Origin of the sequence: Promicromonospora umidemergens, assembly GCF_024171995.1 — a bacterium.
GTDB lineage: Bacteria > Actinomycetota > Actinomycetes > Actinomycetales > Cellulomonadaceae > Promicromonospora > Promicromonospora umidemergens.
The window spans coordinates 99,038-112,624 of record NZ_JAMTCT010000012.1; the positions used below are offsets into that span (position 1 = coordinate 99,038).

Here is a 13,587-nt window from a genome sequence, read left to right on the forward strand (position 1 = left end):
TCCTCGGGTCGGTGGGGCGATGGTGGTAGGTGGACGGCGCGGGAGGTCGCGCTAGCGGCCGAGCTCTCCGGTCCATTGGGCAGGGTCGGGCAGGGCGGCGTCGAGCTCCGGCCAGACGTCGTCCGGCACGTCGGCGCCGGCCCACGCCGTCACCTGGGCGAGCTGGGCGGGGCTCGTCACGCCGACGATCGTCCCTGCTACCCGCGGGTCGCGGTTGCCGGCCCGCAGCGCGAGCGCGCCGACGGGGATCCCCGCCGCACGGGCGATCGCGCGGATCCTCAGGACCGCGTCCCGCTGCACGGGGTCGACGTCGCGGTAGTGGTAGCTGCGTACGGGCCCGTCGTCGTCGGCGAGGGCGCCCCCGCCGAACGGTGCGGCGTTCAGGACGCCCACGCCGCGGTCGGCGCAGTCGTCCAGGAGGGTCTCGGCCGACCGGTCCAGGAGGGTGAGCCGGTTGTGCGTCACGACGGCCTCGAATTCGCCGGTGCGGACGTACTGCCGCAGGAGCCCGACCGGCCCTCCGGCCACGCCGAGGTGCTCGATCGTGCCGGCCTCGCGCAGCTCGAGCAGCGCGCGGACCGGCCCGTCGGGCGCCATGGCGTCGGCGAACGTCATGCGCTCCGGGTCGTGGAAGTGCACCAGCGGCAGCCGGTCGAGGCCCAGCCGCTCGAGGGACTCGGCGACGGACGCACGGACACGGGCGCCCGAGAAGTCGCCGGAGCCGGGCACCGGGTCGGCCTTGGTGAACACCTGGACGGTGCCGGCGAGGACGCCGTCGCCGTCGCCGTCGACGCCGTCGCCGTCGACGCCGTCGACGCCGGCGAGAGCCGAGCCGATGAACGCCTCGGCGTCGCCGTACTCGTTGCTCGTGTCCCACGTGCGCCACCCGGAGGCCGCGGCGGCGCGCAGCACGGCGGCCGCACCAGCTGCGTCGAGCCGCCGGCCGAGCGAGGAGGTCCCGAGGACCACCGAGGGCACGCGCAACCCGGTCGTCCCCAGAGCCCGGTGGGCGAGGGCGGCGCTCATCCCTTGAGCCCGCCGCTGATCAGGTCGAGGCGCCAGTACCGCTGCAGCACCAGCATCATCGCGACGAGCGGGATGATCGCCACGGCCGAGCCGATGATCGCGAGCGTGTAGAGCGACGGCGTCCCCGACCCTTTGGACAGCAGCGTGTACAGGCCGACCGTGAGGGGGTACATCCGCTCGTCGGACAGCATGATGAACGGGAGCAGGAAGTTGTTCCAGATCCCCACGAACTGCAGCAGGAAGATCGTCACCATTCCGGGCACCATCATCGGCAGGGCGACCGAGACGAAGACGCGCGCGTCGTTCGCGCCGTCGATGCGTGCGGCCTCCATCGTCTCGGTCGGCACGGCCGACATGGCGTAGACGCGGGCCAGGAAGATGCCGAACGGCGAGATGAGACAGGGCAGCAGCACCGACCAGTAGGTCCCGGCGAGGCCGACCTTCGACATCAGCAGGTACTGCGGGATGGCCAGCGTGATACCCGGCAGCAGCACACCGCCGAGGATCGCATAGAAAGCCACCTGGCGTCCGGGGAAGTCGTACTTGGCCAGCGCGTAGCCGGCCATCGTCGAGACGACGGTGCAGGCGACGGCGCCGACGCCGGCGAAGAGGACGCTGTTGAGCGCCCACTGCACGTACTGGCCGTCGCCGTAGGCGAACAGGTCACGGAGGTTCTCGAGCAGGCCCGTGCCGGGCAGGAAGGTGAACGTCGAGAAGAGCTCGGAGCTGGACTTGGTCGAGGCGACCAGGACCCAGGCCACTGGCACGAGGCAGTACAGGGCGCCGAGGAACAGGACCACGGTCGGCAGTACCGCTCCGCGCCGGCTCGCGGGGCCCGGGCGCTCCCCGACCAGGCGTCGGGTGCCCACGGGGCGGGGCGTGGTGACGGTGCTCATCAGGACTCTCCGAACGAACGCTTCTGCGTCACGCGCAGCAGGATGACCGACACGACGAGCGTGCCGAGTGCGAGGACGACCGACGACGCGGCGGCGAGGGACAGGTTGTCCCGGGTGAAGGCGTCGCGGTAGATCAACATCAACGGCACCCAGGTCTGGGAGATCGCGCTCGTCATCGGCCGCAGCGTCGTGGGCTCTCCGTACACCTGGAGGGTTCCGATCAGGGCGAACAGGCCGGTCAGCGTCAGGGCCGGGGCGACCAGCGGGATCTTGATCCGGTAGGCGATGTCCCACTCGCTGGCTCCGTCGAGCCGCGCGGCCTCGTACACGTCCACGGGGATCCCGCGCAGCGAGGTGTACAGGATGATCATGTTGAAGCCGACTCCGCCCCAGATCGCGATGTTCGCGACCGAGGGAAAGATCATCGGGCCGTGCAGCACGTCGATGCCGCCGAGGCCGACCCGCTCGAGGATCCAGCCGGCCGGGCTCGTCGAGGGCAGGTAGAGGAAGCCCCACAGGAGCGTGGCCACGACGCCGGGCACCGCGTACGGGATGAAGATCGCGGTCCGGGAGAACCGGGCGCCCCGCACGCGGGGGAGGTCGAGCAGGAGCGCGAAGGTGAGCGCGAGCCCGAGGGTGAGCGGAACGGCGATGGCTCCGTAGATCGCGAGGCGTCCAAGCCCTGCGAGAAGCTCAGGGTCGGTGAACACCGCGGCGTAGTTGTCCAGTCCGACCCACGTCTCCTGCCGGACGCCGAACGGGCCCCCGCCCGCCATGCGCATCCCCCGGAAGCTCAGGTACAGCGCGTAGCAGATCGGGATCGCGAGGAACGCGACGAAGAGCAGGGCTGCCGGCAGGAGGAAGAGGGCCGGGGCTGCCCAGCGTCGGCGCGCGCGGCGGTACGCGGGCGGGGGCGTGTCGGTGACGGCGCTCATGGCGGGCTGCTCCTTCGCAGGCCTGGGACCGGCGTCGTCGTCGGTCCGGGGAGTCACTTCTGGGTGACCTCGAAGCCGGTGGTCCTCATGTCGTCGACCACCTCGGCCTCGGTCTCGGTCAGGGCGTCGCGCAGGGGCGTGCCGTCCGTGACGGCCGTCGACATCGCGTCCTGGAACGCGCTCGACGCGACGTTGACGTTGGGTCCCCAGCTGATCTCCGGAATCGTGGCCCGGGTGATCTCCGCGGCGGTCTCCCAGTAGTCCTCCTGCTGCGGCATCAGCAGGGGCGGGTCGCTCGCCAGGGTCAGCTCCTGACCGGCGAGCGACGCCGGGTACTGTCCCTGCTCGATCTGGGCGGCGGAGGCCTCGTCGGCGGTGCCCATCCACCGGGCGAACTCGGCGGCGGCCTCCGGGTGCTCCGTCGACGTCGTGACCACGACGGCGGACCCGCCCTGGAACCCGACGGCCGGGTCACCTTCCTCCCACTGCGGGAGCGGGGCCATGGCCCAGTCGCCCGCGCTCTCCTCGGCGACACCGTAGAGCACCCCGGCGGCCCACAGGCCGGCCGGCCACGAGAGCACCTCGCCCTCGTTGACCTTGGCGTTCCACTCGGGGGTGAGCATGGGCTCGGCCAGCACGAGATCGCGGTCGATGAGGTCCTGCCAGTAGTCGGCGACCGCGACGGACGCGTCGTCGTCGATGTCCACCGTCCAGGTGTCCCCGTCGACCGACCACCACTCGGCGCCGGCCTGCTGCGCGTACCCCGCGAAGCCACCGAACTCGGCCGGTGCGAAGGTCGTGAGGTAGGTGTCGGGGTCCGCCTCGTGGACCTTCTCCGCCGCCTCGGCGAACTCGTCCCAGGTGGCCGGGACCTCGATGCCGAGCTCGTCGAGCCGCGCCTTGTTGTAGGTGAGCGCCTGGGGGCCCGCGTCCTGCGGCACGCCGTAGGTGGCGCTGTCGAAGGTCACCTGGCTCCACACGCCAGGGGCGAACTCGTCATCGAGCCCGTCGGCGTGCTCCGAGATGTCCCCGGCCACGCCTGCCACGATCATCGCCGGCAGGGTGTTGTACTCGACGATCGCGACGTCGGGGGCGTTCCCGGCGCGCGTGGCGGTCACGAGCTTCGCCGACGAGTCGGTCCCGCCGCCGGCGTCGGTCCGCTTCACCTGGATGTCGGGATTGGCGGCGTTCCACGCGTCGACCATGGGCTGCTGCGCCGTGCCCCACGCCCAGTAGTCGAGAGTGATGGGCCCGCCGTCGTCGGGATCGGCACCGCCGGAGCCGGCGCCCGACGAGCACGCGGTGAGAGCGAGGGCGACCGCTGAGAGCGTGGCCATGACCGGGACAGTCCTACGCATCATTCACATCTTCCTTGACGTGTGGTGAACGTCCGCACCAGTTTCGGCGAAGCGCTTCGATGAAGGTCCTCATCATCACCATGCGTCGGGAGGGCTGTCAAGGCTGGACCCAGCAGGCCCTTCCCTTCGCAGTGGGCCTTGGAGCCCAGTCATTCCGGTCCGCCGCGGTCAGCCGGAGTCGAAGCGGTTGCGCGACGTCGTGCCGATGCCGGACGGCGTGACGGCCCGCTCCCGTTCGGGACCGTGGACCTTCGGCACGACCCTGGCAGGATGTCCGCATGACTGATTCCGGTGCTCTCGTGGTGCGTGGCCGCCTGGTCCAGCCGACCCGGGTGGTGGACGACGGCGTCGTCGTCACCTCCGGCGGTCGCGTCACCTTCGCGGGTTCGCTGCCCGACGCCGTCGCGGCCGGTCACGGCCCTCTCGTCGAGTCAGTGCCGACGGCGCCCGAGACGTACGTGCTGCCCGGGCTCGTCGACCTGCACAACCACGGCGGGGGTGGCGTCTCGTTCCCGGACGTGACCTCGTCCGCCGCCGCGCTGGCGGGTGTGCTGGAGCACCGCCGCCACGGCACCACGACCATGCTCGCGTCGCTGGTGACGGCCCGGCCGGAGGTGCTGCTGCAGCGGGCGGCGGTACTGGCCGAGCTGGCCGTGGCCGGCGAGATCGAGGGGCTGCACGCGGAGGGGCCGTTCCTCTCGCACCGCCGCAGGGGCGCGCACAACCCGGCTGACCTGCAAGAAGGCAGCGTCGACCTGGTCAGGGACCTCGCGAAGGCAGCCCGCGGCTTTCTGCGCACCATGACCATCGCGCCCGAGGTGCCCGGCGTGATGGGTGCCGGGGGAGCCGCTGAGGCGCTGGTCGACGCCGGCGTGCTGCCCTCCCTCGGCCACACCGACGGCAGCACCGAGCAGGCCGAGGCGCTGATCGCGCAGGTCACCCAGGCTCTGGCCGCCCAGGGCGGCACGCTCGGGCCGATGACCGCCACGCACCTGTTCAACGGGATGCGGCCGCTGCACCACCGCGAGCCAGGCCCCATCGCAGCGTGCCTCGCCGCGGCGGCCCGTGGGGACATGGTCGTCGAGCTCATCGGCGACGGCGTGCACCTCGACGCGGCCATGGTCCGCTCGGTGTTCGACATGGTGGGGGCGGACCAGGTGGTGCTGGTGACCGACGCGATGGCGGCGGCCGGCATGGCCGACGGGCACTACGAGCTGGGACCCATGTCGGTGGAGGTGCTCGAGGGCGTCGCGCGGGTCATCACGGAGGGTTTGACCTCGGAGGCCGCGGGGGGAGAAGGGCCGATCGCGGGCGGCACCGCCCACCTGGTCGACGTCGTGCGCTGCGCTGTCACCGGAGGCGTACCTCTGGTCGACGCCGTCCGGGCGGCCACCGTGGTGCCGGCCCGGGTCCTGGGGCTGACGGGCGAGGTCGGCAGCCTGGAGCCGGGCGCCCGCGCCGACGTCCTGGTCACCGACGCGGACCTGCGCCCGGTTCGGGTGCTGCGCCACGGTGTTGACGTCGACCTTGCCGGGGCGTAGCCGATCGAAGATTCCATCAGCCCGACCAGCTCTCCACCATCAGCCGCGGGCTGCTCCTTGGGGCCATACGACGTCGACCGGCACACCTGCGTCACGCGCCAGCGTGACGGTGTCGGCTGTGCCGCCCTTGCCGTTGGACGGTGCACCGTCCCACACGGCCACGAGCCGGTCGGCCCGGGCGATGAGTACTTCGTTCGCTGCCTGGTAAGCGTCACGGCCGGCGGTCGGGTGCTCCAGCACCAGAACTTCGGTCGCGGCGGTGGCGAGCCGGTCGAACAGAGCGGCGTGGTCCGGCTTGACCTTGACCTGCCGGTAGTCCTGCGACGGGATCACCGCCACAAGGCGTCCGCCCGCCGCGAGTACCGCCTCTGCGAACACACTGTCGGCTCCGCGCGCGAGGCACGTTGGTGGTGAAACACGGGCCCGTTCGGCCAAGTCGTGACGTCGACCGAGGGCGGTTGGGCGCTCCTAGAAGTGTATGGCGCTGCGTATCTCTTCGGCGAGTGCATGGTTGCCTGCGGCGATGAACTTCCGTCGCTGGCCCATCGTCGTGTTGATCTCAGCCAGGGTGTTGAGACCGTGGTCGAGTGCGATGGGGTTGCCGTCCAGGTCGATGGTGACGCCTCCGGCAGCGTGCAGGATGTAGTGCCCGGGCGACAGGTCCCACACGGCGAAGCCCTTGGCGATCTCCATGGTCGCGTCGGTGAACCCGGCAGCGACGTGGCACAGGCTGATGGACCCGAAGTCGACACCGATCCGCCCCTTCGCTCTCCCGTCCTCACCGGGTCCGCTGAGCAGGTCGAAGAAGCGTTCTTGCTGTGCCAGGGGCCTGAACCGTTCGGCGGGCCGCATGAGGTAGTTGGTGACCAGCGCCTGGGAGAGGTGAGCGTTCGACGGCGATTCCAGGGCGCGCCGGTCCCCGTCCGCCGTGATCAGGAACGCTCGGTCCGAACCGTCGTCGTGCACCGCGAGGTAGAGCTGGACGTGGTGGAAGATGTCGCCGACGATCGCGATGACGGGCCGCCTCATCGATCGCGAGTAGACCATGAGGTGGGTGTAGCCGTGCAGGGCCCGTACCGCTAGTTCACTGGTGTCCAGGGGGTCGACCAGGACGCAGAGGTCGGGGTCGGGATCGTCGCCGATGATCTGCGGGTCGTCCTCCTCGGAGGCGTAGATGAAGGACGGGATGACTTCGGCGAGGAGCTCCTGGTAACGGTGGTGCATCCATAGGTCGTAGTCGGACAGGAAGTTGTCCTCGTGGCGCAGGTTCTCGTTCTCTGCACGACGACCAGTGAGCGCGGCCTGCACGAGGCGTGGCCGGATCTCCTCCATCGTGGCCTTGACCAGATCGGCGATGGTTTCCGCCAGCTTCGGGATCGGGGGCTCGCTGCTCATGCAGGGTGTCTCCAGTCGGCTATCGCAACTCAAGCGGGGGCTCAATGCCCGGCGGGCTCATGGTGGCGGCAATGAACACGGCCTCGAAGTCCGCGGCGCGCATGATCTTCGCACCGGTCAGATCGTCGAAGCTGTCGACCGCCAGTTCTCGGTCCTTGGTCATCGCACCGAACACGGCGAAGTACAGCTCGGCTCTGGGGTACCTCGCGCGCACCTGTCGTGCGATATAGCCGATCACATCGGCGTGCTTGACCTCAAAGTCGCAGATCACGATGGTGGGAGCGTCTCTGGCGTCGGGGAAGAAGGACGCCTCGTCGAGCTCGACGCCGTCGCTCACCTTGTTGCAGCGCAGGTACCCGATAGGGCATCGGGCGAACCGGGTCGAGGCGAGGAATGTTGCCATCACCAGCCCGGCCTCGTTGATCCCGAAACAGATGTCAGCGTCGAGGCGCTTGCCGAGATTCTTGATCTGATGCGACAGGCTCTGAACGCCGTGGCCGAACGTCTCCCACGTCAGATCGAGCAATCGCCCCGGCTGAGGATTAGGCAGGCTGAACACCTGGATATCAGGATTGCCGTACTCGACGGTGGGCACCGTCAAGATGAACTCCTGACCGGTCTGACCCTGCCACTCCCTCGCCGGGCGAACACTGTTGTGTGCTGCGCCAGGTATCGGGGCTGATGCGTCGCCTCTGATCGCTTGCTTGTCGGTGGCGAACTGCTTGAGAGCGAGTTGGTCCTCGGCCGTAAGGCGTTCGTAGGCTTCGGCGATCAGTTCTGTGGGATTGATGCTCTCCTCGGCCACGCCCAAGGGACCTTTGCCATAGGCAGCACACAGGATGAGCAGGCTCGACATCGAGGGCGGTGAGCCCTGTCCTCGGCCGCGGGCCCACGTCTCCCAGGCGTTGATGGTCGTGCCGCCCAGGCTGGTCTGATTTCCGGTGACGTCGTTATAGCGCCCGGCTGCCTGGTCTTGTGACAAGCCGGCCGCATACCGGTGTGCCTGCAAGCTCGGTACGTCTGGGTACCGGGCCATCAGCTCGACTGCGGCGTCCTTCACGGACCTCAGCTCGGTCCACAGTTTCTTCCCTTGCGCGGCTAGCCTCGGGCTTTCATCGGTGAGGTGTCCGCGGGCTGGCTGATGAGAGCGAAAGGTGCCACTGAGCTGGGATAATACGGCTTGTCGAAGGTCGTATCAGTCCAGAATCAGGAGCACCTTTCAGGTGAGGAAGCCTACCGGGTTCTACCCGCGCCCCAGAGTCGATGTCCGCAACGTGGGAGCGGTCGGGAACGCGGGCGGGGTGCTGGTCACCGACACCGTCCGCGCAGTCGGTCTCGACGCCGTGCTGACCCGGGAGCTGGGGCCGTGGCGCAAACCGCTGGCGGTGCATGATCCGGGCAAGGTCCTGCTCGACCTCGCGATCATGCTCGTGCTGGGCGGCGACGCCTGCGCGGACATCGCGTTGCTGCGGTCCGAGCCAGGCATCTTCGGTCGGGTCGCATCCGATGCGACGGTCTCGCGCACGATCACGGCGCTGGCTGCTGATGCCGACAGGTCGCTGGCCGCGATCGACCGGGCCCGGGCGGCAGCTCGCGCCCGGGCGTGGGCCCTGGCCGAGACACACGCCCCGGACCACGACACCGGGGCGAGGAACCCGTTGGTGATCGATCTGGACGCCACCCTGGTGACCGCGCACTCCGACAAGGAGCAGGCCGCGCCGACGTTCAAGCGCGGGTTCGGGTTCCATCCCTTGTGCGCGTTCGTCGACCATGGTGCCGACGGGACCGGGGAACCGCTGGTGATCCGGCTGCGACCCGGCAACGCCGGGTCGAACACCGCGGCCGACCACATCGCCGTGGTCAAACAGGCGCTCAGTCAGCTGCCCGGCCATGTTCCCGGCCGCCGGGCCGGGAAGAAGGTCCTGGTCCGCACCGACGGCGCCGGCGGGACGCACGACTTCATCGCGTGGCTGGCCAGGCGGGGTCTGTCCTACAGCGTGGGGTTCACGCTCCCGGAGAACACCCCGGACCTGCTCGCCCAGATCCCGCAGGACGTGTGGACCGAGGCCTACGACGCCCACGACCAGGTCCGCGACGGCGCCTGGGTCGCCGAGCTGACCGGACTCATGGACCTGACCGGGTGGCCGCCCGGGATGCGCGTCATCGTCCGCAAGGAACGGCCTCACCCCGGGGCGCAGCTGCGGTTCGAGGACGTCGACGGCATGCGGATCACCGCGTTCGCGACCAACACCGCCCCGGGCGGCGCGGGCACCCAGCTCGCCGCGCTCGAGCTGCGGCACCGCCGTCGGGCACGCTGCGAGGACCGGATCCGCTGCGCGAAGGACACCGGGCTGACCAATCTGCCCCTGGCCTCGTTCGACGCCAACCGGATCTGGTGCGCCATCGTCGCGCTGGCCGGCGACCTCACCGCCTGGATGCAGACCCTCGCCCTGACCGACGAGCCGGCCCGCCGGTGGGAACCCAAACGCCTGCGGCTGCGCCTGTTCACGACCCCGGCGGTCCTGGCCCGCCGCGCCCGCGGCCTCGTGCTGCACCTGGCCGACCACGCGCCCTGGGCCGGCCTCGCCGCCGACGGCATCCATCGGCTGCGGACCCTCGGACCCGCACCTGGCTGACCCCGGCCAGACCGTCCCGACGACCCCGCACATCCGGACCAGTGGAACCCGGCGACCGGCCGACGCCGGCCGCGTTGTCACACCCACCTGCAAGAATCACGCCCCAACGACGGCACCGACGCCGCCCCAGCCACGCTCACCCGAGCGATGAAAGATCCGGGCTAGTTCTCTGCCTCGCGCCTGAGGAGTGATTCCTATGCGTTGATTGGTGCGTGAGCGCGGCGGTGCAGACGGCTTTCTCACGGCAGGTAGCCCTTCCACACCCGAACCTTAGCCATCCTGGACCCTTTTGCCCATTGCAATGGGCAAGGTTTGCGGGCGAAGGCAGCACCACCGGTCAAGACACCCAAAAATCCGTTCGCCGTTGGCCTGCCGAACAGGCGTCTGCACTCCCGATCGGATGCGACCTTGGTCGAGCTTCTCACCACCGACCCAAGGAACCGCCGTGATAACTACGACCAGCGCGAAGGATGTCAGCTATGGCAGTGGAGCCATGGCGAAGCGGGATGCCACGGCTGACCGCCGCCAGGACTGCGGCGGTAGCCGGTTTGCGTTCGCCGGGCGCCAGCCTGTGGGAGCAGTCCGATGACCGCGACCGAGCCGAGCACGCAGATCGTGCGGCGACTGGTGGCGCTCGACATCGACGGAACTCTCCTCGTGACAGGCCAGGACCCGACCCCTGCCGTTCTTGCTGGGATCCGGGCCGCCTCGTGTGTCGGGCACGAACTTGTGCTCGCCACGGGACGTTCTCTGTCCGGAGCGCTGTACGCAGCACGTCTCCTCGGAATCACAGACGGCTGGATCGTCGCCTCGAACGGAAGCGTCGTCGTCCGGCTGAACAGGGGTGCGTACGACCTCGTCGGGATACACACGGTTGATGCGAAGGCCGTCGTGCAGCTCGTGTCCGTCGTCCGCCCCGACCTTCGGATAGCGGCCGAGATCGTCGGCGTGGGTTACCACGTCTCGCAGCCGTTCCCTCCGCAGGAACTCGGCGGCGAACAGGTCGAGGCAACCCGACTCGACGACCTGTGGGCGGAGGCAACCCCGCGCCTGGCCATCTACGGCGCGGGCGCGCAGAACCTCGTCCCGTCGATTCGGGCGGGCGGGATGACCGCCACGCGGACCCGCCCGGACTGGGTCGACGTGACGCCCGGAGGGGTGAGCAAGGCGACCGCTCTGGAGACGATCCGCCGCGATCTCGGCATCCCGAAGAGCCGCACGGTCGCCGTCGGGGACAGCGAGAACGACATCTCGATGCTGACCTGGGCCGAGCGAGGTATCGCGATGGGTAACGCGTCTGCGCTGGTCCGGTTCTCCGCGAACTACGCGACCAAGGACGTCGAGGACGACGGTGCGGCTCTGATCCTGCATGCGCTTGCTCAGCCCGATCGTGAGGACCTCACGGGCGAGACCCGGGCGGGCGCAGTGACCGCCACCACCGTCCAGGCCCACTGAACTTGCGGCTGGACGGTGCCCAGCACCGCCGCCCGGCCGCAAGCCCGCTCCTGGCGGGCGTACGTGCAGGCACCACCCCGCACAACGAGGAGGAAGCACATGACCACCACCATCGCACGCGGCCTGCGAGAGGGCAGGGAGCTTGTCGACCCCGAGCTGTTCCACCGGCTCGTCCAGCGAGTCGCGGAGGAGCACGACCACGACCTGATCATGGCCGGTCGGATCGTGGACCAGGCCCTCGCGTTCCTCGGAACCACTGCCACACACGAGGGGCGCCCGCTCTCGGCGTCCGAGATCGTGGACCCGGGCTGGCACGAGTTCATCCTGCACACGGTCGACTACGCCGAGTTCTGCGACCGGGTCGCCGGCCGCTTCCTGCACCACGTGCCCACCGACCCCGACGACGAGTCGGCCGAGGGCGTCCACGACACGCTCAGCTACACCGTGGACGCCATCGACGCCGCAGGGTTCTATGTCGACACCGAGCTGTGGCCGACCGCGCACGCGGGCAAGTGCTCGCAGTGCCACGCGGGCTGCAACCAGCTCGCCCGCCTGATCGACAGGGAGACACACATGAACCGCCGATCCTGGGACGAGCTGCCCGCCGACGTCCGCAACGCCATCGAGGCGCGATGCGGGGCGATCCTACGCACGGAGACCCCGTCCGCCGGCCGGAACTCCGCCCTGTCCGCGTTGCTGCACACGGCGAACGGGAGCGTGTTCGTCAAAGGCATCCCGACCGACGTACGGCTGTTCAGAGCCCACCGGCACGAGATCCGCGTCAACACCTGGTTACGGCACCGCGTCTCCGGTGTCCCGTGCCTGCTGTGGACGATCGAGGTCGGGGGCTGGCTGCTCGCCGGGTACGAGCCCGTACCCGGCGAGCACGCCGACTTCTCACCCGGCTCGCCCGACATACCAACCGTGGTCGACGCCATCTCGCGCCTGGCTGAGGAACTGACGCCGAGCCCCGCACCCGACGTGGCCCCGCTCCGCCGCAAGTACACGCGGCTGGCCGGGTGGCAGTGGCTCGCAGACAACCACGCGGACCAGCTCGACGCGTGGGAGAAGCAGCACCTCGACCTGCTGGTCAACCTCGACGACGAGGCACCGAACGCCCTGGCCGGGGACAGCCTCGTCCACGCCGACATCCACGAGCTGAACCTGCTTGTGGACAACGGCACGGTGAGCGTCATCGACTGGGCGTGGTCGCGGACCGGCCCGCCCTGGATCGATGCCGCGCTGCTCACCATCCGGCTGATCGCCGAAGGACACGACCCAGCCGACGCCGAACAACTCGTCTCGGGCACCTGGGGCATCCAGCACGCCAGCGCGACGGCGGATGCCCTCACCACGTTCGCCGCGACCACCTACGGCCAGTGGAGGCGGTTCTCCATCGAATTCCCCAGCCCGCACCGCGAGGCCCCGACCCGTGGCGCGCAACTCTGGACCCATCGCCGACTTCGTGCCATGTGAGGTCAGAATTCCCGTGTGTGCGGCTCGGGCTCGGAACTACGCTCCCCGGATGGATCAAGCTCGACCGCATACCGCGGCCACACTGACGACGACCTGCGGGCGCTGGGCGTGGTCCCGGGTGACGTGCTGCTGGTGCACTCGTCCGTGCAGAGCCTTGGCTTCGTAGCGGGCGGCGTGCAGGCCGTTGTCGAAGCGTTGCTGTCGGCCGTGGGCCCTGAGGGCACCCTCGTGGTCCCGACCCACACGTCGGAGAACACCGACCCGGCAGGCTGGCAGGATCCGCCCGTCCCCGAGCAGTGGTGGCCGGTGATCCGGTCCGAGACGCCCGGATTCGACCCCGCACGTACGCCCAGCCGCTGGGTCGGCGTCCTGTCTGAAGTCGTCCGAACCTGGCCGGGCGCCCTACGCAGCGGGCACCCGCAGGTGTCCTGCGCCGCGCTCGGCGCCCGCGCCCGGGAGGTGACCGTGGAGCACGACCTCGCCGAGTCGCACGGGGAGAGGTCTCCGATCGGTGCGGTCTACCGGCTCGGCGGCCGGGTCCTGCTCCTCGGCTGCGGTCACGACTCCAATACGTCCCTGCACCTAGCCGAGCGCCGTCAGGCGGCACCCCCGATGGGTGAGACAGGCGCGGCGATCAGCGACGCCGACGGGACGAGTCGCTGGGTGACCTGGACGGACCTCATGACTGGCGAGGAGGACTTCGACCGGCTCGGCGCCGCGTTCGAGGAGACCGGCGCGGTCACCCTCGGGCAGGTGGGGTCCGCCGCTGCCCGGCTCATGGACCAGCGGTCGCTCGTGGACTTCGCGGTGGACTGGATGTCGCGTAACCGGTGTGAGGTCGACGTCGATGCCGCCGGTTCGTAGCGCAC

Annotated in this window: 12 protein-coding genes; 5 read left to right on the forward strand and 7 right to left on the reverse strand. The window is 69.9% G+C overall.

Annotated features, from left to right (window positions below; translation table 11 throughout):
* Positions 1-51 precede the first annotated feature (51 nt).
* The 4 genes from APR04_RS18265 to APR04_RS18280 are packed head-to-tail and all read right to left on the reverse strand — an operon-like array spanning position 52 to position 4,218.
* Positions 52-1,026 carry an aldo/keto reductase gene (locus APR04_RS18265; RefSeq protein ID WP_253872700.1) on the reverse strand — a complete coding sequence of 325 codons (975 nt, stop codon included), beginning with the start codon at positions 1,024-1,026 and terminating at the stop codon, positions 52-54.
* Positions 1,023-1,922 (reverse strand): carbohydrate ABC transporter permease, encoded by a 900-nt coding sequence (locus APR04_RS18270; protein WP_253872703.1) that lies wholly within the window; start codon positions 1,920-1,922, stop codon positions 1,023-1,025. The genes APR04_RS18265 and APR04_RS18270 overlap by 4 nt, the downstream gene beginning before the upstream one ends.
* Positions 1,922-2,857, reverse strand: coding sequence for a carbohydrate ABC transporter permease (locus tag APR04_RS18275; RefSeq protein WP_253872706.1), 936 nt, complete (start codon positions 2,855-2,857; stop codon positions 1,922-1,924). The genes APR04_RS18270 and APR04_RS18275 overlap by 1 nt, the downstream gene beginning before the upstream one ends.
* Before the next feature lie 53 nt (positions 2,858-2,910).
* Positions 2,911-4,218: an ABC transporter substrate-binding protein gene (locus APR04_RS18280; protein ID WP_253872708.1), complete on the reverse strand. Its 1,308-nt coding sequence runs from the start codon at positions 4,216-4,218 to the stop codon at positions 2,911-2,913.
* A 275-nt stretch (positions 4,219-4,493) separates the two neighbouring features.
* On the opposite strand from APR04_RS18280, the gene APR04_RS18285 reads away from it, so the two are divergent.
* A complete protein-coding gene (locus tag APR04_RS18285) occupies positions 4,494-5,756 on the forward strand; it encodes an N-acetylglucosamine-6-phosphate deacetylase (RefSeq protein WP_253872711.1) in 1,263 nt (420 codons plus the stop codon).
* A gap of 39 nt (positions 5,757-5,795) precedes the next feature.
* Here APR04_RS18285 and APR04_RS18290 read toward each other — a convergent pair whose 3' ends face one another.
* From APR04_RS18290 to APR04_RS18300, 3 genes are all read right to left on the reverse strand, one after another.
* On the reverse strand, positions 5,796-6,134 hold the full coding sequence (locus tag APR04_RS18290; protein WP_253872713.1) for a hypothetical protein: 339 nt from the start codon (positions 6,132-6,134) through the stop codon (positions 5,796-5,798).
* A 90-nt stretch (positions 6,135-6,224) separates the two neighbouring features.
* On the reverse strand, positions 6,225-7,151 hold the full coding sequence (locus APR04_RS18295; protein ID WP_253872715.1) for an inositol monophosphatase family protein: 927 nt from the start codon (positions 7,149-7,151) through the stop codon (positions 6,225-6,227).
* A gap of 19 nt (positions 7,152-7,170) precedes the next feature.
* Positions 7,171-8,211, reverse strand: a complete 1,041-nt coding sequence (locus APR04_RS18300; protein ID WP_253872718.1) for a helix-turn-helix domain-containing protein — start codon at positions 8,209-8,211, stop codon at positions 7,171-7,173.
* Between the two features lie 163 nt (positions 8,212-8,374).
* Here APR04_RS18300 and APR04_RS18305 point away from each other — a divergent pair, with 163 nt between their 5' ends.
* The 4 genes from APR04_RS18305 (at position 8,375) to APR04_RS18320 (ending at position 13,582) form a co-directional block, all read left to right on the forward strand.
* Positions 8,375-9,787 carry an IS1380 family transposase gene (locus tag APR04_RS18305; RefSeq protein ID WP_253872720.1) on the forward strand — a complete coding sequence of 471 codons (1,413 nt, stop codon included), beginning with the start codon at positions 8,375-8,377 and terminating at the stop codon, positions 9,785-9,787.
* 585 nt (positions 9,788-10,372) lie between these two features.
* Positions 10,373-11,242: an HAD family hydrolase gene (locus APR04_RS18310; RefSeq protein ID WP_253872723.1), complete on the forward strand. Its 870-nt coding sequence runs from the start codon at positions 10,373-10,375 to the stop codon at positions 11,240-11,242.
* A gap of 99 nt (positions 11,243-11,341) precedes the next feature.
* Complete coding sequence (locus tag APR04_RS18315) at positions 11,342-12,718, forward strand: UCP032817 domain-containing protein (RefSeq protein WP_253872726.1); 1,377 nt, start codon at positions 11,342-11,344, stop codon at positions 12,716-12,718.
* 15 nt (positions 12,719-12,733) lie between these two features.
* A complete protein-coding gene (locus APR04_RS18320; protein WP_253872729.1) occupies positions 12,734-13,582 on the forward strand; it encodes an AAC(3) family N-acetyltransferase in 849 nt (282 codons plus the stop codon).
* Positions 13,583-13,587 lie beyond the last annotated feature (5 nt).

What these genes read in the sequence shown, in the direction of transcription:
- APR04_RS18275 (WP_253872706.1), bottom strand. Translation starts at nt 2,857, where the DNA reads ATGAGCGCCGTCACCGACACGCCCCCGCCCGCGTACCGCCGCGCGCGC.
- APR04_RS18270 (WP_253872703.1), bottom strand. Translation starts at nt 1,922, where the DNA reads ATGAGCACCGTCACCACGCCCCGCCCCGTGGGCACCCGACGCCTGGTC.
- APR04_RS18315 (WP_253872726.1), top strand. Translation starts at nt 11,342, where the DNA reads ATGACCACCACCATCGCACGCGGCCTGCGAGAGGGCAGGGAGCTTGTC.
- APR04_RS18280 (WP_253872708.1), bottom strand. Translation starts at nt 4,218, where the DNA reads ATGATGCGTAGGACTGTCCCGGTCATGGCCACGCTCTCAGCGGTCGCC.
- APR04_RS18295 (WP_253872715.1), bottom strand. Translation starts at nt 7,151, where the DNA reads ATGAGCAGCGAGCCCCCGATCCCGAAGCTGGCGGAAACCATCGCCGAT.
- APR04_RS18265 (WP_253872700.1), bottom strand. Translation starts at nt 1,026, where the DNA reads ATGAGCGCCGCCCTCGCCCACCGGGCTCTGGGGACGACCGGGTTGCGC.
- APR04_RS18285 (WP_253872711.1), top strand. Translation starts at nt 4,494, where the DNA reads ATGACTGATTCCGGTGCTCTCGTGGTGCGTGGCCGCCTGGTCCAGCCG.
- APR04_RS18310 (WP_253872723.1), top strand. Translation starts at nt 10,373, where the DNA reads ATGACCGCGACCGAGCCGAGCACGCAGATCGTGCGGCGACTGGTGGCG.